Source organism: Chitinophaga sp. (assembly GCF_035564935.1).
In the GTDB taxonomy this organism is placed as follows: domain Bacteria; phylum Bacteroidota; class Bacteroidia; order Chitinophagales; family Chitinophagaceae; genus Chitinophaga.
Window position 1 is genome coordinate 1 of record NZ_DATMTE010000354.1, and the last position, 21,484, is coordinate 21,484.

Here is a 21,484-nt window from a genome sequence, read left to right on the forward strand (position 1 = left end):
CTTAAAAATGTGGGGCCTAAAGGTTACCCGGGCATGCCTGAAGTAGGCAATCTCGGGCTGCCGGCGAAGTTACTGGCCAAAGGCATCACTGATATGGTGCGCATTTCCGACGGACGGATGAGCGGCACCGGCTTTGGCACCGTGGTACTGCATGTATCGCCGGAAGCGGCGGCAGGTGGCAACCTGGCCATTCTCCGCGATGGAGATATCATTACGCTGGATGTGCAGCAACGCAAGCTGGAAGCGGCTGTTTCCCCCGAAGAAATTACCCGCAGGAAAGCTGCCTGGCAACCGGTTTACCCGCAATCAACGAGAGGATATGTGCAGCTGTACCAGCAGCATGTGGAACAGGCGCATCTCGGCGCCGATCTCGATTTTCTCAAAGGCAGCTCCGGCAGCGAAGTAACCAGGGATTCACACTAAAAAACGGCTTATGACATTTGATAAGAAAGTAGCTATTGTTACCGGCGCGGGCCAGGGCATCGGGTTTGAGATCAGCAAACAACTGGCATTACAGGGAGCTACCGTTATCCTGAATGATATTGATACGGCGCTGGCCCAACAGGCCGCAGATGCTATTACCGCCGCAAAGGGACATTGCCTCCCGCTGGCCGGCGACTCCGGCGATATCAACTTTATCCGCGGGATGGTGAACACGGCAGTTACACAATTCGGCAGGCTGGATATCGTTATCGCCAACGCAGGGATCACTCTCTTTGGCGACTTCTTTACCTATACACCCGAAGCGTTCAACCGGGTGATGCAGGTTAACCTCGGCGGTACATTTTTCCTGGCGCAAACCGCCGCCAACCAAATGAAACAACAAGCGGAAGGAGGATCCATTTTGTTCACGTCTTCCGTAACCGGTCACCAGGCGCATAAAGATCTCGCAGCTTACGGCATGAGTAAAGCTGCGCTGGAAATGCTCGCCAAAAACTTAGTGATTGAATTATCTGCCTTTAAAATTACAGTGAATACCATTGCTCCCGGCGCCACCCTCACAGAACGCACGCTGGATGATCCTTCTTACGAAAAAACATGGTCGGGCCTCACGCCTATGGGGCGCCCCGCCTATACGCAGGATATTGCCAGCGCAGCATTGTTCCTGGTATCGGACCAGGCAAGGCATATTACCGGCCAAAGCCTCATTATTGATGGGGGCTGGACCAGCATCAGTCCTTCGCCGTTTTGAATTACCGGCCAAAGCCTCATCATAGTGGCTGAACCGGCGCCTTTCCAGGCTACCGTTCTGCAATAAGCTCCAGCAGCTCCTTTGCACTGAGCTTCCCCGACTGATCGCTGCCTTCCAGCAACTGATCGGCCAGATCCCGCTTGCTGTTATGCAGCGCAATGATCTTTTCCTCTATTGTATATTGTGCTACCAGCCGGTAGATAGTTACCGGCCTGGTTTGCCCGATACGGTGCGCCCTGTCGGACGCCTGTTCTTCAATGGCAGGATTCCACCATGGATCCATGTGGATCACATAATCTGCCGCTGTTAAATTAAGCCCCAATCCACCCGCTTTCAGGCTGATCAGGAACAGTTGCCCGCTCCCCGCCTGGAAATCCTTCACCAGCTTATCACGCTGCGGTATGGGCGTGCTGCCGTCCAGATAGAGATAAGTGATCCCTTGCTGATCCAACGCCGCCCTTACCAGGTCGAGGTGTTTTACAAACTGGCTGAACACCAGTGCACGGTGATTGTTCGATACCAGTTCTTCCACAATTTCCCGGAATATCATTAATTTGGAAGATGGGATATCGGCTTCATCATCCACCAGCTGCGGGTTACAGGCCGCCATCCTCAGCCGGCTGATCTCCGCCAGTGCACGGATATGCTGCTGCGCCGTACTCCCTTCCTGCGCCTTGATATTTTCCAGCGCCTTCCTGCGCAGGGCTTCATAAAACGATGCTTCATCCGGCGACAGGCTCACCAGTTTTATAATATCCGTTTTAGTTGGCAGTTCATCCAGTACGCCTGTTTTGGTACGGCGTAATATAAACGGTGATATCAGCTTTTTCAGGTGCTGCTTCACCGTACTTTCCGGGTTCCTCACCGAAGGGAAAACAAACTGTTTATTGAAATGATCCAGTGTGCCCAGCAGTCCGGGGTTGAGAAAGTTAAACAGGTTCCAGATCTCCGCCATATGATTTTGTATAGGCGTTCCCGTTAGCATGAGTTTAAATCCTGCCTGCAGCAACATGGCCGCTTTGGAAGTTTTTGTCTGGAAGTTTTTGATCATATGCGCTTCGTCCAGCACCAGTGTGGGCCACTTTATGGCAGCCAGCAATTTCTCCTCCGTTTGCAGTAAGCCATAGGTGGTGATCACCACATCAAAAGGGCCGGCGCCTTTTATTAAGGCCGAACGGCGGCCATTGTGCAGGAATATCACATTCAGTGAAGGGGCAAACCGGCTGATCTCATTACTCCAGTTGTTCACTACGGAAGCAGGACAAATAACCAATGCAGGACCATCGGGCGCACGGTGCAGCAGCAGTGCAATAGCCTGTATGGTTTTACCCAGTCCCATATCGTCTGCCAGGCAGGCGCCTGCCCCCCATGCAGCCAGGTGCGTCATCCAGCGGAAACCTTCTTCCTGGTAAGGGCGTAAAGTAGTCTGGAGTGTAACCGGCACCGTTATATCCAGCGCCATGGCGGCAGCCCGTTTGTTTACAAAGGATTTCCATGCAGCATCCGTAGCAACGCTGCCGGCATGCTCCAGTAGTTCGTCCAGCACGGGCAGGGCATATGGCTGAATGCTCACATTATCGCGATCAATATTAGCCACACTGGCCATTTCGTTTAGCCGGCGGCGTAAGTCGCCCGTTAATGCCAGGTATTCCCCGTTCTGTAGCGCAATAAATCTTTTCTTCACCGTACGCGTAGTGTCCAGCAGGTCTTTCAACGCCAGCACTGTAGTTTCATCCACTTTCAGTTCACCGGTGCACATAAACCAGTGATCTTTTTCTTTCAGTGAAATATGTAATTGGGGAAAACCGGCCTGCTGTCTTATTTTGTACCGCTCCCCTTCCGGCCATTCTGCCCTTACCAGTTCAGGATGCCCGTGAATTATTTCGAGCAGTTGCAAACAATCCAGCGGGTCTTCAAAAATAATGGTATCGTCGGAGAGGTCCTGGTCTATAGCGCCCTGGATAAGGTTCAGCAGGGTTACCATATTGTCTTTTTCTTTGGCCAGGTCACGGATGGCTTGCCACCGCTCCCCGTTACTGATCCCGATAATATTATGTGCGCCTGTACCAGGCTTGCAATACGGTGGATCGGTGGTAAAAGGTTTCACATAAATACCGGCCTTTAACCCGTCGCCAAGCGGTAGTAATTGCACCACAATGCGGCTGTCGCCCGGACGCCTGCTGATATTTGCGGCAATATCCCCCATGTCCGCATGAATGGTGAGGTGTGCGCCAATACTTTTCAACACCTGGATCAGCTTATCCTTCCCGGCCGCCGGCACCACGGGGATCTGTTCCAGTGTTTGCAGTAAACGGCGCTGCTGGGCGGTAAGATGAATGATCTTCAGGCGGGTATTACTTTCTTTTACAAACACTGTTTCACTGGTATAATCGTTCACGTTGGCACTGAAAGTATATCCATGCCCCAACCTGTTAACACTCAGCTCCGGTTGTGCTTTTATAATCTCTACAGAAACGGAAATATCATCTGCAGAAAATAACAGCGGGTGGCCGGCAATTTCTTCCCATACTGTTTCTGCAAATGAATAAGATTCCCCGTCGTAGTTATAATAATGTTCCTTCTGCACAGTAGCGCCTATCCTGAAATCCTGTTCTGTCATCGCTTCCGCCTTGCCTTCCTTTAGTTTTTTCAGTGCCACATTCCGGCCGCTGCTCCAGGTATTACTGCCCTGGGATGTTTGTAATACCGGCTGGATCTTATACCGGTCAAAATCTATCAGGTAAATTAACCGGGAAGTGGCTGCATTCTTTTCTTTCCTGGCAAGATAGGTATCGGCGCCCAGTAATGTGTTTAATAACCGCTCCCAGTCCGGCGTTTGCTCCATCTGTGAAAATACAGGCGGATAGGTGATAACGGCGCCAGCTTCCTGGTATACGCTTTCATATCCCTGGTAATCATCTCCCTTAAATAAATATAAATATTCGTAGGTCAGTAACCGGTAGTGACGTTCCATACCGAGAGACAGTAAACGTGCTGCATTACTACTGAAGGTGCGCAACAATTTACTTTTCGGATGCAGCAGCTGTAAACACAATACAGACAGGTAACTCAGCAGGTTGCTCTCTCCTCCTTCCAGTATCAGCAACAGCAACTGCTCTCCCTTCTCTTTCCGGCCTGCGTGAAAATGCAGCAGGCAAATTGCAGGCGTAATGGCAGGGAACAGCTTCCGTTCATAGGCAGCTATGATTTTAGTGATCAGCGGATTGGTTTGTTCACCAGGTAATACCGCCAGTGTAAACGCATAATAAAATGCGAACAAAGGGGACAGTGGTATAGTATGTTTTTTATCGTACTGCCGCTGACGTTTGATGCCTTTCTCAAAACAGGAAAGCGCCTTTGCCGCTTGTCCGCTATATAATAATATTACTGCCCGGGCAAACAGGTCATCCGCTGTTTTATCTACCGCAGGCAAATCAAGCTGCCCCTGCAACAGCAACAGCTCCGGGAAACCGGCGGTATATTGCCGGCGGAAGGTTTCCAGTTCTTCCACGGGCGGCATTTTCAGCAGATTATATTTTAAGGCAAAAGATACCATTTTGTCGAGGCTCTCCTGGCTGAAAAAAGGTAACAGCGCTGCGTAAGCGGGATAATACAACAGGTAGGAAAGATAAGGCTGGTACTCGTTAAGCTCCATTTCCAGTTTTCTTACCGGCGGCGATAAAAGGAAACGGTCACCGGTAAAATAAGCGGTAAGCAGTTGCTGTAAATCCTGCAGCCGTGCGCTCATGCTGTAAAACGCGTGTACGGCATACCTCGTTCTTTCCAGCAATGCAGCATAGGCAGGCTGTTTTATAGTTACCGGGAAAAGCAAAAAACTCATTTCCGGTACCAGTGCATAATTACCTGTTACATTTTTAATGACCAGTCCGGCCGCTACCAGGTGTTTCAATATTTCACTGACCCTGAGCCCTTTCATTTCTTCCACGCAGTTCACTGCGTCGGTAATAGTAAATGTTTCCAGCGGGTACAGGTATACAGACATCACATCCATCACCAGCCGGGTATCCCTTTCCTGTGATTCGTATTGCCTCAGATAGAAACTTTCGTTGACCATAGCAACAAAAGTAGCTGAAAATATTTTGGGAGGCAGACAACCTTTTCCCGGTTTTTACCGAATACGTATAGGTACCGGTTGGCAAACCGGGTTGTTACTGACCAACAACCCGTAATAGCGTATTATTTCAAATTTCTAAAAATTTTAACTGCATGAACTGCTTTAAAAACACCCTGCTTTCATTGATAGCCTTTAGTGGTATTGTTTCCTTCAGCGCCTGCGGCGGAAATGACGACAACCCCGACACTCCTGCACCTAAGCCCGTAGTACAACTCAGCGCCGACGCTACTTTGGGAAATCACCTTACAGATGTGGATGGTAATTCCCTCTATTATTTCTCCAACGACTTTGATGGTAAAAACAACTGTACCGGCGGATGCGCTGCAGTATGGCCCATTTATTACGCCGGCGATAATCTTGCGCAGGCCGCACTGGGCACAGGTTTAGACATTAAAGATTTCACCACCATTACTACCCTCGACGGTAAAAAACAAACTGCTTATAAAGGATGGCCGCTGTATTACTTTGCCCCTGCGGTGGGTGGCGTTAACGTGCGTGAAGCGCCCGGAAAAACAACCGGTGAAGGGGTGAATAACATCTGGTTTGTAGCCAAACCCGATTATACCATACAGCTGATCAACGCACAACTGGTGGGCGCCGATGGTAAAAATTACAAGGCAGACCATACCGTTGGCGATGGCAAAACATTTTACTTCACTGACGGCAAAGGCCTTACACTTTATTCTTTCAATAAAGACAGCTTTAACATCAACAAGTTCACCAAGGCTGATTTTTCCAACAATGCTGTTTGGCCTATTTATGAAACAGACCAGATCGTGGTGCCTTCTATTCTTGACAAGACATTATTTGCCAGCATCACTGTTGCCGGTAAGAAACAATTAACCTACAAGGGATGGCCGCTGTATTACTTCGGACAGGATGCAGGTGTAAGGGGCTCCAACAAAGGCGTGAGCTTCCCGGCGCCAGGCGTTTGGCCGGTAGTTACAGAAGATGTGGCAGCCGCTCCTAAACCATAACCATTGCCAGCAACCGTAAAACGGGACGGCTCAGTATTCGGTATGAATGCTGAGCCGTTGTATTTGATGGAATATGTAAACTATTCTCTTCTGCTTTCCACGGTATACACGAAACTGTCGGCCCGGTAATACCCCAGGTTATATTCGATGGGGCGTTCGCCCTGGTCGTATACGAAGCGTTTTCTCAACAGGATAGGGTGACCGGTTTCAAGTTCCAGTTTGGACGCTATAAATTTGTCGGCCGACTTTGCACTGATTTCCTCTTTGGATAAAGTGGCCACTGTCATATAATCCTTCTCCAGGATATCGTATAAAGGGCGTTTGAAATCTTCTTCGCCGGTTAATCCCACCCGGGGATGAAAATAGGAAATGAAATATACAAAGGGGCCTTCCGCTTTTCCTCTCAGGCGTTCCAGCTTAAGCACTTTTTTATTTGGACTGATCTCAAAGAAATTGGCGATGGTTTCATCGGGCAACACCCAGGTAACATGCAGTTCAAAATTTTTGATGATGATACCGCGTGCGGTCATCTCCTGTGTGAAGCTCAGCCAGTTCTTTGATTTGGAACTGATTGCCGCTTCCGCCACTTTAGTGCCCACTCCTTTTTTCCTGGTCAGCAGTCCTTCGTATACCAGTTTGTTTAATGCATGCCGTAAAGTAGATCGGGAAATGGCCAGTTGTTTTGCCAGCTGCACCTCGTTTGGTAAAAATTTTCCACCGGTGTACTGTGGATCTTTTATCATGTTTCGCAACAGGTTCTCCGCCTGTATATGAAGTGGTAAAGGATTTTTATGATCTATACTCAAATTCATGCCTGCAAAGCAACTGGAAATAAACAAGAAAAACAATTTTAGACTGCCTTATTTTGGGAGTATGTATGCCCTGACCCGAAAAAACACTATTCAAACAAAGTATACCCACCTCCTACAGCGCTATTACATAAGAGTCAAATAATCAATTAATTAGCAAGCAATCCCGCTATTAAAGAAATGTTAAAAACTTTTCTTGCAATTATTAAATTATGTTTATATGTTTGTACATAATATCCGGGGCCACATTATGAAAAAATACTTTTCTATAATTCCCATTATTGCTGGTATCGCTGCGCCTGTTTTCCTTCCGGGAAGCCTGGCTGCCCAATCCAGCCCCGGGACCCTGGCGGCAACTGTGATGGCAGACAGCAGGCTGGATACTGTACAGGCCAGGGCATTACGGCTACTCACCGGTTTCTCTGCCGGTACTTCCTACGGGGAAGTATGGATCAGGGACTTCAATACTTTTATTAATGGCTCGCTGCAGGTATTACCACCTAACCAGGTAAAGGAAATGCTGTTGCTTTTCTTCCGTATGCAGGGGGAGGATGGCAATATACCCGATGGCGTTATTCCAAAGGAAAAGGCCAATGCGGGCTACCAGTACCGGTATTCCGACCTTGCGCCGCAGTGGGCTGCACATAAGAATACCGTGGAAACCGACCAGGAATCATCTTTGATCCAGGCGGTTAGAAAATACGTAACTGTTACCGGCGATAAGGACTTCCTTTTTTTGGCTATAAATGATAAAACGATTTTGCAACGGATAGAGGCCGCTATGGCCTATCTGCTGAAAGAGCGTTGGTCGGAAAAATACGGGCTGATCAAAGGCGCTACTACCATCGACTGGGGCGATGTACAGCCCGAAAGCGGCTGGGGAGTGGCCATTAACGGGAAAACGAAATGGGCGGTCGATATTTATGACAATGCAATGCTTGTGATCGCCATACAGGATTTCCTGGCTATAAAGCCCAAAAATTACCAGGCGCAGCAAAACTGGAGCAAAGTAGCTGTTGATATACGGAGCCATGTGCGCAAATATTTATGGGATAACCGGGCGCAGAAATACATACCACATCTTTATTTGAACGGAAGCCCGTTTTCCCCCTCATTCAATGAAAAAGAAATCCTTTACACAGGAGGCACTGCCTGTGCAATACTGGCCGGGTTCCATACATCCGGGGAAATAGCGGCCATTAACAGGCAAATGAGGCAGGCCGCCTCCAAAGAAAAGTTCGCCACCATAGGTATCACGGTATATCCTCCTTACCCGGCAAAAGAGTTCCCGAATATGCACCCTTATGTGTATCAGAACGGGGGCGACTGGACCTGGTTTGGCGGACGGATGATACAGGCGCTTATTTTAAACGGGTTTATAAAGGAGGCTGTAGCAGAACTCAAACCAATGACAGACCGTGTCATTGCGCATAACGGTTTCTTCGAATGGTATGATGTTCAGACTGGCGCACCTAAAGGATCGGGAGATTTTCGCGGGGAAGCGGGTGTTTTACTGGACGCCATCACGCTTTTGAAAAAATGGGCAATTCATCGGCAGGAACTAAACAATTAAGGCTGCTCATTTATTATTTATTTATCAACCGGATCTTATTAAGAAACATATAATTACCATCATCTTAAAACCAAATCTCACTTGTTATCACAGGGGCTATATATAGCATCCCCTTGATCGCTATCAACTGAAAACATTTACCGGCTATTATTACCTCATCACTAAAGACTTGTTATGAAAGCAAAACTATTTTATGTGCTTGCATGCCTGCTATTTTCCATGCATGCAATGGCCCAGATTAAAATAAGCGGCAAGGTTACCAGTGCCGCTGACGGATCTGTGATTCCCAACACTACGGTGGCCATTAAAGGTACTTCCAGCGGAACCATCGCCAATGTAGACGGTGTGTACTCCCTGACGGTGCCCAATCAAAACTCGGTACTGGTATTCTCGTTTACAGGATTCGGTACAAAAGAAGTTGTTGTGGGAAATCAAACTACTATCAACGTATCACTGGAAGTGCAGGTAAATACCCTGAGCGACCTCGTGGTAATTGGTTACGGATCGGTGAAGAAATCTGACCTCACCGGTGCGGTAGCGTCCCTCAAAGGCGAACAGGTGATGGACAAACCCGTTCCCAACATCTCCCAGGCCTTACAGGGTAAAGTGGCGGGTGTAGACGTAAACATCAACAGCAGCGCACCCGGCCAGGCGGCTAAAGTACGCGTACGTGGTATCGGTTCTATCAACTCTTTTGTAGATCCGTTGTACGTGGTAGATGGTGTGGCGGGTGTAGATGCGAATGCCCTCAACCCTAACGACATCGCCTCCATTGAAGTACTGAAAGACGCCTCCTCTACCGCCATTTATGGTGCACGCGGCGCCAACGGTGTAATTATGATCACTACCAAACGCGGTAAGGCAGGTCCCACACAGGTAAGCTACCAGGGAGATGTGAACGTAAGCACACTGGCCAGCCACCTTCCTACATTGAACTCTGAGCAATTTGTAAAAGTATATAACGAAGCTTTTGCCAATGCTACCAAGTTCGACCCGGATCACGGCACCTGGACACCAACAGCCATATTGGATCACGAACATTTTCCCTTGCTGTTCGATGAAAACGATAAACCATTGTACAACACCAACTGGGAGAAGGAAACCTATAAACCGGCCGTGTCTACCAGCCACCAGGTGAACTTCCAGGGTGGTAATGATAAACTGCTCTATAGCGCCTCCCTCGGTTACCTCGATCAGAATGGTTTAATGATAGAATCCTGGTTCAGAAGATATTCTGCCAGGGCTACTTTTGATGACCAGGTAAAAGACTGGCTGAAAATTGGCGGCGCCCTTAACATCGTATCCAGTACACAAAGATTGGTATCCGATGGTAATGGTTCCTTAAACGTACCCAGGATGGTGACGGAAGAAGTACCTATTGTACCTGTAAGATATCCCGATGGCAGCTGGGCCGGTAACTATGATATACCTGGCCTGGAGGGCGGTCCAAACCCTGTACAGATAGCACAGAACAGGTATACCCTCAATAACCAGATGCATACCCTGGGCAATTTTTACATGCAGTTCCAGATCACCAAAGACCTGAATTTCAAAACCGATTTTGGTTATGATCAGATCAGCAACAAAGCCAATTTCTATTCTGCCGGCGATCTTCCCCACCTGTCGCAGGACCAGGGAGGTGTAGCCAGGGTCACCACCGACTATCGCAAGTACTGGCAGTCGGAAAACTATCTTACTTATAACAAACAATTCAAAAATAATAACAGCCTAAACGCGGTAGTAGGTATTTCATTCCTGGAATTCCGTAATGAAAACGCCCTGGCGGAAACACAGAATTTCCTGTCTGATTACTTCCAGTGGAACTCCCTGGCCGCAGGTTCGGTACGTAACAACATCACTTCAGAAACGCAGCCATGGTCTATGAACTCTTACTATGGCCGCGTTAATTATAACCTGAAGAATAAATACCTCTTTACCGCCACTGCCAGGTACGATGGTTCTTCTAAATTCAGTAAAGACAACCAGTTCGCCTTCTTCCCTTCCGTAGCAGCCGCATGGCGCGTTTCAGAGGAGGACTTCCTGAAGAACAGCAAAACCATCAATAACCTGAAGATCCGCGCCAGCTACGGTACTTCCGGTAACCAGGAAATTGGTCAGTTCCAATACTCTCCACAGTACCGTCCTGATCAAACCGTTATAGGCGGCGCCAACCAGCCTACGTTGGTACCAGGTTATATAGGTAACCCGGATCTGAAATGGGAACGCTCCAACCAGATAGATGCAGGTGTGGAACTGGTAATGGTGGATAACCGCATCAACCTGAATGTGGATTATTACAACCGTAAAACATCCGACCTGCTGCTGGCCACCCCTATTCCATGGTCCGCAGGTATGTATACTCCCAACGTATATAAAAACATTGGCGAGGTAAGAAATACCGGTCTGGAAGTAAACCTCAGTACCGTAAACATTCAGAAACCAAACTTAACCTGGACGACCACCTTCATTTTTGCGACCAATAAAAATGAGATCCTCACCCTCAACGATGGTAATGCGGATATCTTCCCCGGTCCTAACTTCCTGGGTCAAACCAATGTACTGCGTGTAGGTGAGCCTATCGGTTCTTTCTATGGCATGAACAGGCTGGGCATCTGGGGCACCGATGAAGCAGCCGAAGCAGCCAAACACTCCCTGCTGCCCGGCGACAGGAAGTATGAATATGATGCAGACGGCAATCCGGTATATAATATCATAGGCCGCGCTTATCCGAAATGGACAGGTACTTTCAGCAGCACCCTCAAGTACAAAGGATGGGACTTTAGTTTCGATATCCGTTTTGTACAGGGCGTAAATACAGCTGCCGCATTTAAACACTCTACGGAAGACCGCCAGACACTGGCCAACAGTTTGGCTACCGTACTGAATGCCTGGACCCCGGAAAACCAGAACACCCATGTTGCACAGGTACGCAGCTATAAATTTACGCAGGACTCCCATTTCGATACCTGGTGGGTAGAAGATGGTTCCTATATCAGGGGACAAAACTTCACGCTCGGCTATACTTTCCCTGAATCATGGATGCAGAAAAGCAAGATCCGCAAGTTCCGCATTTATGGCAGTGTGCAAAACCTTTTCCTCATTACCAAATACACCGGTTATGATCCTGAAGTAGACACCTTCAATTTTGGTTATGGCGCCAACACCGGGTTCTCACAGAACATCGACTTCTTCCCTTATCCCCGCCCACGCGTGTGGAACCTGGGTGTGAATCTTGATTTCTGATGAAATCGTATACCCGTTGATGTGATAATCTTTTTAGTGATTAAAAATTATGAAAATGAAAACGACTAAACATATCATACTTGCGCTGCTGGTGTTATTCGCCTGTTCCTGCAAAAAATTCCTGGAACAAAAACCCACGAATTTTCTTCTGCCGGATGCCGATCTGTCCGATCCCAAAGTGGCGCGTGCGCTGGCAAATGGTTCTTACCAGTACCTCCAGGGATTTTTACAGGGGCAGCCTTCTTCCTATGGCGGTAACGTTTACAACCTGATGGAATTTATGACAGGAAAGGCTAACAGCGATCTTGGTCAAACCGGGTTTGCCACTTTCCAGAACCTTAGCTATAATACCACTTCCTTCTATGTGGATACCTGGTGGCAACGTTTATACATGGGAGTAGGCGCCTGTAACCTGGCCATAGAGAAATTGCCCCAGGCAGCAGTATCAGATGCGGATAAAACCAATATGCTGGCAGAGGCGCATACACTGCGGGCACTTTATTACTTCCATCTGGTACGGCTATACGGCGCAGTTCCCAAAGTGACCGAGGTGCCAAAAGACCTGAACCTGAACCTGCCCCGCACAGCGGCAAAGGCTATTTATGATGAGATCATTATCCCCGATCTGCAAACCGCGGCAAAATCAACGCTGCCCTGGGCAGACAGAACCGGCAAGGTATCTATGGGACTCGTTCAGTCGCTCCTGGCAGATGTATATCTTACTTATGCCGGCGCTGCCATTAACGGGGGTAACCAATACTATGCACTATCGGCCGCCGCATCCAAATCCGTGATTGCAAACGGCGGCTATTTCCTGTTCCCGGAATACACGAATATGATCAACCCCAACAATAAAAATCTCGGGGAGTTCATTTTCCAGGTACAGTATGCAGCCTCCGTACCAAGCATTAACCCGCTTACACCACTTACCATTCCAAACTATGCAGGTATCTCCAAATATTCTGATGAGTATGGATCCGTATATCCTACCCCGCAGTTTATTGCATCATTCCCTGCAGGAGATAAACGTGTACAGGAAAGACAATTCTTCTATACCAAATACAAGAAGAAAGAACCCGCCACTGATACGTTTACATTTAAAGGCCGGTATATTTACAAATGGTTTGATTCGCTTGCTGTTGTAAGCACCGCAAAATCCGATCTCAACTATACACTTTACCGCCTGGCAGATGTATACCTGATGTATGCAGAGGCATCCAACCGTGCAGAAGGCGCTCCGAATGCAGACGCCATCAAATACGTAAATGCCATCAGGGCCCGCGCTAAACTGGCGCCTATAGGCGCCCTGTCACAAGCCAATTTTGAACATGAAGTATGGCTGCAACGGTATTTTGAACTATGCTTTGAAAACAAAATGTGGTTTGATATGGTCCGGACCCGGAAAGTACACAACGACGTAACCGGCAACTGGGATGATTTTGTTGGACATAAAACCGTATTCGGCGCTACTTTCGCAGCAAAACAATTACTGTTCCCTGTGCCTAAACAGGAAAGTGATGTGAACCCGAATTTATTGCCCAATAACCCGGGATTCTAATACGCATATTTTTTATTGAAAGACGGGGCTGCCTCAAAAGAGGCAGCCTTTTACTTTTGCAGGAGTTAAAAAGGGCTAATTTAATTTGTATAGCTATGTTAGGACGAGACCGGCTCTGCCATATGACAGCGTAAAGTAAAATCAGGATTTACATGACAGACTGTAAAACAATTTCAGGATTATTTCTTAACCTGTATAGCTATTTCAGGATTATCTAACAAGTATATAAACCTATTTTAGGACGTGACAAGGACGTGACCGTGTATGGGGGAGTGTATGCACAGTGTATGGGGAGTGTATGGGGAGTGTATGGTGAGTGTATGGTAAGCACTACACATAGACGAGTCCTAAGCACCAGAGAAGTATCCGGGAAGTATGCCAGAAGTAACTGACAAAAACGGCCAGCTACTTCTTTAGAGGTAGCTGACCGCAGGTAAATAATCCAGTTTTAAACTTCATCAGGGTACCTCATAATATTTATAAGAGATGCCTGCCTTTATTGACTTTATCTTGCTCCCCAAACTGATGCTTTAGCCCCTCGCAGGAACATCCACCCATTTTTTCACAAACATCAATATTCTTCCCGGCCTGATACATCGGAATACTAAATTATGTACGTATGTTTGTACATATGAAATATATTGTAGTCAAACTCCTTTTGTGCTATGGGATTGCAACCAGTATAAACGCCCGGTGGGCGGGGATTGTCCCAATACGCAACGGGATGCCGCTCTATTCACTAACCGCTGCAAAAGCCAGCGACGTAGCACTTCCACCCTCACGCCATGCGGCTCCACTCCCTTCATCAACCATTGCAAAGCCCCCTGCATTGCAACAACAGCCTGCCCCCTTTACCAGTATTGAACTGCAACCAACTGTAGCCTACCTGAACCATCACGGTACGCCCGCCCGCATGGTAAGGATGCGCTTTCACGGCGGCAAAAGCTACCAGCCCGCAGTGGTACATATGTATTTTAATGGCCGGGAAGACAGCCTCGCACTGGCACCCGGCAAGGACGGCATTTCCGAAGTGGAACTGCCTCTGCCCGGCCCGCCGGTAAATAAAGACGCCCAGCTGTTGGTTCATGTTGTCAGCAACGGCCAAACCTACACCGCCCGCTGTATTGTATCGCCTACCCGGCAGCAATGGAATGTGTATATCATGCCTCATTCCCATGTAGACGTAGGATATACCAACGTACAGGCAAAAGTGCTGGCCATTCATATGAACAATATCGATGAAGCCATTAAGATAGCCGCCCGCACGGCCAATTATCCGCCCGAAGCCCGCTTTAAATGGAATACAGAAGCCCTCTGGGTGGTAGATAAATACCTGGCCGCCGCCAGCGATGAAAAGAAACAGCGATTCCGCGACGCCGTTAAAAAAGGATGGATCAACCTGGACGGCGCCTATGCCAATACCAACACCAGCGCTACCTCCCCCGCACAGCTGTTGCAACTGTTTGCCACCGGCGCCCACCTTGCAAAAGATTATGACATCCACATCAACACTATGTTCCAGGGAGATGTGCCGGGAGCCTCCTGGGGCCTGGTAAGCCAGGCCGCCATTACCGGTATCCGGTATTTCCTGAGCGCACCCAATGCCAGCGACCGCATCGGCAGCTCCGGGCAATGGCGCGATAAACCCTTCTACTGGCAGGACGCCTCCGGCAAACAACAGGTCCTCTTCTGGCAATCATCGCCTTACTCTATCGGCTATACGCTGAAAGGAAGCAAAATACCCAACTTCTTTACCATAGAAGACCCCAAGCCTTACTACACCGGCAAGCCAAGTGAAAACTTTCTCAACCCCTACCTTTTTGATTATCTCTCCCAGCTGGAACATAATCACTTCCCCTACAACATGACACTCCTCACCTGGGCCATGAGCGATAATGCACCCATAGACCCCGAATTGCCGGACGCAGTAAAGGCATGGAACGAACGTTATACATCTCCCAAACTGATTATTACCTCCGTTAAGCAATTTTTCCAGGACTTTGAAGCCGGGTGGAAAGATAAGATCCCTGTATTTGCAGGCGACTATACCGAATACTGGACAGATGGCATCGCCTCCGGCGCAAAAGAAACCGCCATTAACCGGAACGCCTCCGACCGGCTGCAGCAGGCAGGCGCCATCTGGGCAATCAGGGGTAAAACCGGCTACCCTGCAGATTCCTTCCGCCTTACCTGGACCGATCTTATTATGTTCAACGAACACACCTGGGGCGCGTTCAACAGTGTATCCAATCCGCAGGATCCCAAAGCCATCGCCCAGTGGCAATATAAAAGAGCCTTTGCGCTAAACGCGCAGGCACGTTCAGAAGCGCTGCTGCACAGCAGTACTAACGGCAACGGACATACTAACACGGCGGCAGAAGCTATAGACGTATACAATACACTTGGTCATGCCCGTACAGCCCTGGTTTACGTTCCGGCCGCACTCAGCACTGCCGGTAACCAGGTAAAAGATATGAATGGCCGGAAACTGCCTTCACAAAGGCTCAGCACCGGCGAACTTGCTTTCCTCGCCACAGCGCTGCCGCCTTTTTCCAAGCAGCGGTTCGCCATTCATCCCGGCGCCGCCGGCACACCGGCGCACAAGGCTACTGTTACGAACAACGGCCTGGATAATGACATTTACTCCATCCGGGTAGATCCGCAAACCGGCAATATCACACAACTCGTTAAAAAGGGATTTAACGGTAATCTTGCTGATTCCGCAGGGCTGAATCAATACACCTATATGCCCGGCGATTCTGCCGAAAAAATACAGTATAGCGGCCCGGCCAATATCCATATAAAGGAAAAAGGGCCACTGGTAGTAAGCCTGTCTGTTACCAGCACTGCGCCGGGCGCCCGTTCGCTCACCCGGGAAATACAGCTGGCCGCAGGGATAGACCAGGTGACACTGGTGAATACAATAGATAAAATGGCTGTTGGCAGCAAAGAGAGTGTACACTTTGTATTCCCCTTCCGTATCCCCGGTGCACAGGTACGTTACAATATACCCTGGGGCAGTATTACCGCCGAAGCTGATCAGCTGCCCCATACTAACAGGAACTGGTATACGCAGCAGCGCTGGGTAGATGTATCCGGGAAAAATACAGGCGTTACCTGGTCGGGCCCCGATGCCCCCCTGTTTGAAATAGGACAATATCCCACAGCCGGTTTACTCGGCGGACTGCATAATTCTCCCCGCTGGATCTCATTTATGGAACAGCAACCACTCATCTCATCATGGGTAATGAACAACCTGTGGCATACCAATTTCCGCAGGGACCAGGAAGGGATCACTGTTTTTCATTACTACCTGCAGGTACATGGCGCATTTAATGCAGCTACAGCTAATAACAAAGGGCTGGAAAATCATCAGCCCCCGGTGGTTACAGCCGCAAACGGCCTGCCATCGGAAAGCTTATTCTTTAACATCGGCGGCGATAATATATACGTGGAAAATCTTTACCCGGCAGCAGATGGCAATGGTGTTATCATGCAACTGGTAAATACCTCTGCTCATACGGCTACGGCTATACTATCTTCAAAAAATAAATCCGCTGCTCTAAATATTTCAGAAAGCGATTTACTGGAAACAAATAAGCGCACACTCCCGGAAAATTTCCCTGTTCCCGGTAAAGGAATAATAATGATCCGCGTAGCAAAAAAATAAGATTATGATCTGGCGAGATTCAGCACAGCCCCTGCTGCCGGAACACGCAGCAACCCATTCCCCGGATACCTACAACAGGTACCCGGCCCATCCGCTCGGCAATGGCAGGATACAAACCGGCTATACCTCGCTGGCCAACTGGATAGTTCAGCATCGGGTGGTAGTGATAGATGGGTATGCAGGTATTTTCTGGGATAAGATATGTACCTCCCTGAAGCCGGAACTGGCCCGTATGGGCGTTAACGTTAGGTGGCACAACATACAGTGCTGCTTAAAAGACAGCCGGCAGATACAGGACCTGGTGGCCCCTTTTATTGGCAACGAAGGCGATGTATGGGGCACTAAAACCTCCCTGCACATCACTGATTTCTTTGATGAGGAGAAGATAGCAACAGTATTGCCCGAAGGGCCTTATGACCTGCATATTATATACGGAAGCGGCGCGGCGCTCGCTCACCCCACTGCCCCGGTTATATACCTGGATCTTCCCAAAAACGAGCTCCAATACCGTATGCGCGCCGGCACTATTACTAACTTTGGCAGCAGCGTAGCCGGTGGCAGCGCTGAAATGTACAAACGCTTTTACTTTGTAGACTGGGTGGTGCTCAATAATTACAAACAAACCCTGCAGCAGCGTATCCGGATCATGGCAGATACCCAATGGCCCGATCATATAGCATGGGCATATAATCATGACCTGCAGGAAGGCATTTCCCGGCTGGCCCACAACACTTTCCGGGTGAGGCCCTGGTTTGAGGCTGGCGCCTGGGGCGGACAGTGGCTGAAAACGCATATCAACGGCATTAATACAGAAGAGATAAATTATGCCTGGTCTTTTGAGATGATAGTTCCGGAAAACGGGGTACTCTTTGAAAGTGATGGCTGCCTGATGGAAATTCCTTTCGAATGGCTGATGTATGCACAGCATACCGCCATACTTGGTAATCATGCAAACATCTTTCAATATCAATTCCCTATCCGGTTCGACTTCCTTGATACTTTCGATGGCGGCAACCTTTCCATTCAATGTCATCCAACATTGGAATATATCCGGGCTCACTTCGGAGAAACATTTACGCAGGATGAAACCTATTACATCATGGATTGTAAAGCCGGTGCCACGGTGTATCTTGGTTTCCGGGAGGGAATTGATCCGGGTACATTTAAAACCAAACTGGAAAACAGCCGGGATCTTGGTATTCCCGTAGAAATAACGGATTTTGTACAACAGCATACAGCAGATAAGCATACCCTGTTCCTGATACCTAATGGTACCGTGCACAGCGCAGGCGCTGATAACCTGGTACTGGAAATCAGCGCTACCCCGTACATTTTCACGTTTAAAATGTACGACTGGCTGCGGCCCGGACTGGATGGAAAGCCCAGGGCTATCAATATCGACCATGCCTTTCATAACCTGGACTTCAGCAGGCAGGGTAAAGCAGTGAAAAAGCAACTGGTGGCCGCCCCCAGGGTAATAGATAACGGGGAAAATTACCAGTTGGTGCACCTTCCCACGCACGCCGCACACTTTTATGATGTACACCGGCTGGAATTTAGCGGCAGTGTTGATATTACCACCAATGGCCTGTGCCTGGTGATGATGCTGGTAGAAGGCGACGCAGTAACGGTTACTACCGTCAACGGGTATACGACCACCTACTGCTATGCAGAAACTTTTGTGATACCGGCCGCAGCGGCAAGCTGCCGGATCACCAGCAGGAATGCAGCTCCCGTGAAACTGATCAAAGCGTTCTTAAAATCATCGCACCCGGTTTATAACCAAATAGCATCCACCTGATATGCAGCAACAGCATCAACATCTTACCTTCATTACCCTGGTAGCCTCCCTCGGCGGCTTCCTTTTTGGTTTTGACATGGCGGTGGTGTCCGGCATACTCCCGTTTGTGGAACACCGGTTTTCATTATCGCCGGCACAGCTGGGATGGTTTGTATCATCGGCGCTGGCCGGCTGTATTGCCGGGGTCATCTTTGCCGGTGACCTCAGCGACCGTTTCGGCAGGAAAAAACTATTGTTCCTGTCGGCCGCGCTATTTGTACTTACAGGATTGGGCTGCACTTTTATTCCTCAATTCTCCTGGCTTATTGCTGCACGCATTCTCGGTGGCATGGCCGTGGGCATAGCTTCCAGCGTGGTGCCGCTCTATCTTTCAGAAATTGCGCCCGATCATTTGCGGGGCAGGCTGGTTACCTATTACCAGTTGGCCGTTACCGTTGGCATCTTCTGCGCGTATGCCAGCAATGCGCTGCTGCTGAAGTATGCGGCAACGCCTTCTCAAAACGGATGGCTGCTGATCAGCCACCTGGAAGTATGGCGTAAAATGTTTGGCGCAGGCATTTTCCCTGCGCTGCTTTTTTTGCTGGGGATCATCTTTCTCCCGGAAAGTCCGCGATGGACAAAGCAACAACATACTGCAGGAGCAGCTAACGCTGCCGGGTATACGCAGTTACTGGCGCCCCGGTACCGCCGCGCTTTACTGATAGCTATCCTGCTCCCGTTATTCTCACAATTCAGCGGTATCAACGCCATTATTTATTATGGGCCTACCATCCTGCATCAATCCGGCCTTACGCTCAACAGTTCTCTTATCAGCCAGTTGTTTTTTGGCGCAGCCAATGTACTCTTTACGTTCATTGCCATCTGGAAAGTAGACAGCCTGGGCAGGCGCCCGCTATACTTATGGGGAACAGCCGGAGCGGCCATCAGCTTGCTGCTTACAGGCGCCTGTTTTTACACCGGCGCTGTTAACGGTATCTATCTGCTCCTTTGTGTGCTCGCCTTCCTGGCTTGTTTTGCGTTCTCCATCGGTCCGCTGAAATTTGTGATTGCAGCAGAAATATTTCCCGACAGTATCCGCGCAAAAGCGCTGTCGCTCAGTATCATGGTGATGTGGACCGCCGATGCTATCATGGGACAGCTTACCCCTGTTATGCTGGCAACTGCAGGAACACCGCAAACATTCTGGTGCTTCGCCTTATGCTGTGTATTTGCCTTTATAACGGTATACAAACTGGTACCGGAAACAAAGGGGCAATCGATGGAAGATATACAACGCCACTGGATACATTAATCAAAGCACGCAGTATATTACAACCTGCGTAAAAACATCTCCCCTTCTTATCAGTCCGTGGCTTTTCATCCACGTTTATCACTGCGGTACAAGTAATATTCCGTTATGCACCGCAGCTCATCCGTTATGGTGCCCTGCCATAGCATCCTTCCTGCCAACGTGTATTTACCCTCAACATTGGTATAAATTTTTAATGCGCTTTAACAGGCTTACGCACTCTGGTGATGCATGTATACAGCTTTTGCTGATCCTTCTTTGGTGCATAAGTATCTTCTAACCCTAATTTCACTTATATGGAAGGAGTTTCCCCACAGGCAGCAGCAATTGATAGCATCTTCAATAACCCGGAACTAAAAGAAATATTTTACCAGCAACATGGCAACAACAACTGTTATGTGTATTGTGCCGGAGACGCTTTATGGATAATGAGCGAGTGGCCGGATGGTGCACGTATTACTTTCCGGGCGGTGTATGCCCCGCATGATAAAATTGTGATAAAAACCACTACTAAAAAAAAGAACCAGGCCATTTTCCAGCTCCAAACAGAGGCAGCGGCTTATACAGTAACCCTGGATCTTTATAACGACGGCCAGTCTTGCTTCCGTTGCAAAACCAGCGTTACCCCAAGTACCTCACTTAATTTCCGCTACTGGCCGCGTGATATTATGCCTTTAAATCCCGCTGGCAGCAAGGGATTCCCGGAGGGTGAAGTGTATGTATCGCAAAACGGCCCGCGTACCGGCATGCTTTATTTCAGTGTAAAAGCGCCCAATTCCGGCACTGTTCTTTATCTTCAAAACCTGTCGTCGCTGGGTAATTATTGCGAACAAACGAAAACATCTCTCAGCAATACGGTGGGGGGCAGTTGGCCGGACATCGGGTTTATGCTGCCATCATCGGATGAACAACCTTTAAAGGCAGGTAAAACCTATATCATCAGCGATACTTTTGTAATCATGAACGGCAAAATACCCGCTGATGAAACCGAAATGTCGATACAGTTTATGGACCTGCTGGCTGCTATTTATCTCCATCTCCCCAAACCCAACACACAATATCATCACTGGCCAGACATAGTTGAAAAAACATGGTACGACCTGGAACACAGTGCAGGCAGCTGGTGCCAGGTAAACGGGCACGCTTTCCTGAATGCCTATGTATGTGATTACAAAACCCCTCCCGAGTTAATGGTGCAGTTATCTGTATTGCTGCCGCTCCTCGACTACCAGCAATGG

The 21,484-nt window shown here is 48.7% G+C and carries 11 protein-coding genes and 1 pseudogene; 10 read left to right on the top strand and 2 right to left on the bottom strand.

Annotated features, from left to right (window positions below; translation table 11 throughout):
• Positions 1 to 423: dihydroxy-acid dehydratase (locus VN105_RS09335; RefSeq protein ID WP_325640139.1), on the top strand; the 423-nt coding region annotated here is incomplete at its 5' end.
• Between the two features lie 10 nt (positions 424 to 433).
• On the top strand, positions 434 to 1,192 hold the full coding sequence (locus VN105_RS09340; RefSeq protein WP_325640140.1) for an SDR family oxidoreductase: 759 nt from the start codon (positions 434 to 436) through the stop codon (positions 1,190 to 1,192).
• A gap of 49 nt (positions 1,193 to 1,241) precedes the next feature.
• Here VN105_RS09340 and VN105_RS09345 read toward each other — a convergent pair whose 3' ends face one another.
• Positions 1,242 to 5,267 carry a DEAD/DEAH box helicase gene (locus VN105_RS09345; RefSeq protein ID WP_325640141.1) on the bottom strand — a complete coding sequence of 1,342 codons (4,026 nt, stop codon included), beginning with the start codon at positions 5,265 to 5,267 and terminating at the stop codon, positions 1,242 to 1,244.
• A gap of 152 nt (positions 5,268 to 5,419) precedes the next feature.
• On the opposite strand from VN105_RS09345, the gene VN105_RS09350 reads away from it, so the two are divergent.
• On the top strand, positions 5,420 to 6,304 hold the full coding sequence (locus VN105_RS09350; protein WP_325640143.1) for a hypothetical protein: 885 nt from the start codon (positions 5,420 to 5,422) through the stop codon (positions 6,302 to 6,304).
• A gap of 80 nt (positions 6,305 to 6,384) precedes the next feature.
• On the opposite strand, the gene VN105_RS09355 is transcribed toward VN105_RS09350, so the two are convergent.
• On the bottom strand, positions 6,385 to 7,116 hold the full coding sequence (locus VN105_RS09355; protein WP_325640153.1) for a GntR family transcriptional regulator: 732 nt from the start codon (positions 7,114 to 7,116) through the stop codon (positions 6,385 to 6,387).
• Positions 7,117 to 7,363: 247 nt separating this feature from the next.
• Here VN105_RS09355 and VN105_RS09360 point away from each other — a divergent pair, with 247 nt between their 5' ends.
• The 7 genes and pseudogenes from VN105_RS09360 to VN105_RS09390 form a co-directional block, all read left to right on the top strand.
• Entirely contained in the window at positions 7,364 to 8,686 is a 1,323-nt protein-coding gene (locus VN105_RS09360; RefSeq protein ID WP_325640145.1) for a hypothetical protein, read from the top strand.
• 174 nt (positions 8,687 to 8,860) lie between these two features.
• Positions 8,861 to 11,929 carry a TonB-dependent receptor gene (locus VN105_RS09365; protein WP_325640147.1) on the top strand — a complete coding sequence of 1,023 codons (3,069 nt, stop codon included), beginning with the start codon at positions 8,861 to 8,863 and terminating at the stop codon, positions 11,927 to 11,929.
• A gap of 55 nt (positions 11,930 to 11,984) precedes the next feature.
• On the top strand, positions 11,985 to 13,487 hold the full coding sequence (locus VN105_RS09370; RefSeq protein ID WP_325640149.1) for a RagB/SusD family nutrient uptake outer membrane protein: 1,503 nt from the start codon (positions 11,985 to 11,987) through the stop codon (positions 13,485 to 13,487).
• Between the two features lie 724 nt (positions 13,488 to 14,211).
• Positions 14,212 to 17,157, top strand: a complete 2,946-nt coding sequence (locus VN105_RS09375) for a glycoside hydrolase family 38 C-terminal domain-containing protein (protein ID WP_325640150.1) — start codon at positions 14,212 to 14,214, stop codon at positions 17,155 to 17,157.
• Between the two features lie 4 nt (positions 17,158 to 17,161).
• Complete coding sequence (locus VN105_RS09380) at positions 17,162 to 18,958, top strand: class I mannose-6-phosphate isomerase (protein WP_325640151.1); 1,797 nt, start codon at positions 17,162 to 17,164, stop codon at positions 18,956 to 18,958.
• Position 18,959: 1 nt separating this feature from the next.
• Positions 18,960 to 20,249: an MFS transporter gene (locus tag VN105_RS09385; RefSeq protein WP_325640152.1), complete on the top strand. Its 1,290-nt coding sequence runs from the start codon at positions 18,960 to 18,962 to the stop codon at positions 20,247 to 20,249.
• Between the two features lie 293 nt (positions 20,250 to 20,542).
• A pseudogene (locus tag VN105_RS09390) lies at positions 20,543 to 21,484 on the top strand (hypothetical protein); the annotation flags it as partial.

Excerpts from the sequence above, each read along its gene's own strand:
- VN105_RS09340 (WP_325640140.1), top strand. The coding sequence starts at position 434 with ATGACATTTGATAAGAAAGTAGCTATTGTTACCGGCGCGGGCCAGGGC.
- VN105_RS09345 (WP_325640141.1), bottom strand. The coding sequence starts at position 5,267 with ATGGTCAACGAAAGTTTCTATCTGAGGCAATACGAATCACAGGAAAGG.
- VN105_RS09350 (WP_325640143.1), top strand. The coding sequence starts at position 5,420 with ATGAACTGCTTTAAAAACACCCTGCTTTCATTGATAGCCTTTAGTGGT.
- VN105_RS09355 (WP_325640153.1), bottom strand. The coding sequence starts at position 7,116 with ATGAATTTGAGTATAGATCATAAAAATCCTTTACCACTTCATATACAG.
- VN105_RS09360 (WP_325640145.1), top strand. The coding sequence starts at position 7,364 with ATGAAAAAATACTTTTCTATAATTCCCATTATTGCTGGTATCGCTGCG.
- VN105_RS09365 (WP_325640147.1), top strand. The coding sequence starts at position 8,861 with ATGAAAGCAAAACTATTTTATGTGCTTGCATGCCTGCTATTTTCCATG.
- VN105_RS09370 (WP_325640149.1), top strand. The coding sequence starts at position 11,985 with ATGAAAACGACTAAACATATCATACTTGCGCTGCTGGTGTTATTCGCC.
- VN105_RS09375 (WP_325640150.1), top strand. The coding sequence starts at position 14,212 with ATGCCGCTCTATTCACTAACCGCTGCAAAAGCCAGCGACGTAGCACTT.
- VN105_RS09380 (WP_325640151.1), top strand. The coding sequence starts at position 17,162 with ATGATCTGGCGAGATTCAGCACAGCCCCTGCTGCCGGAACACGCAGCA.
- VN105_RS09385 (WP_325640152.1), top strand. The coding sequence starts at position 18,960 with ATGCAGCAACAGCATCAACATCTTACCTTCATTACCCTGGTAGCCTCC.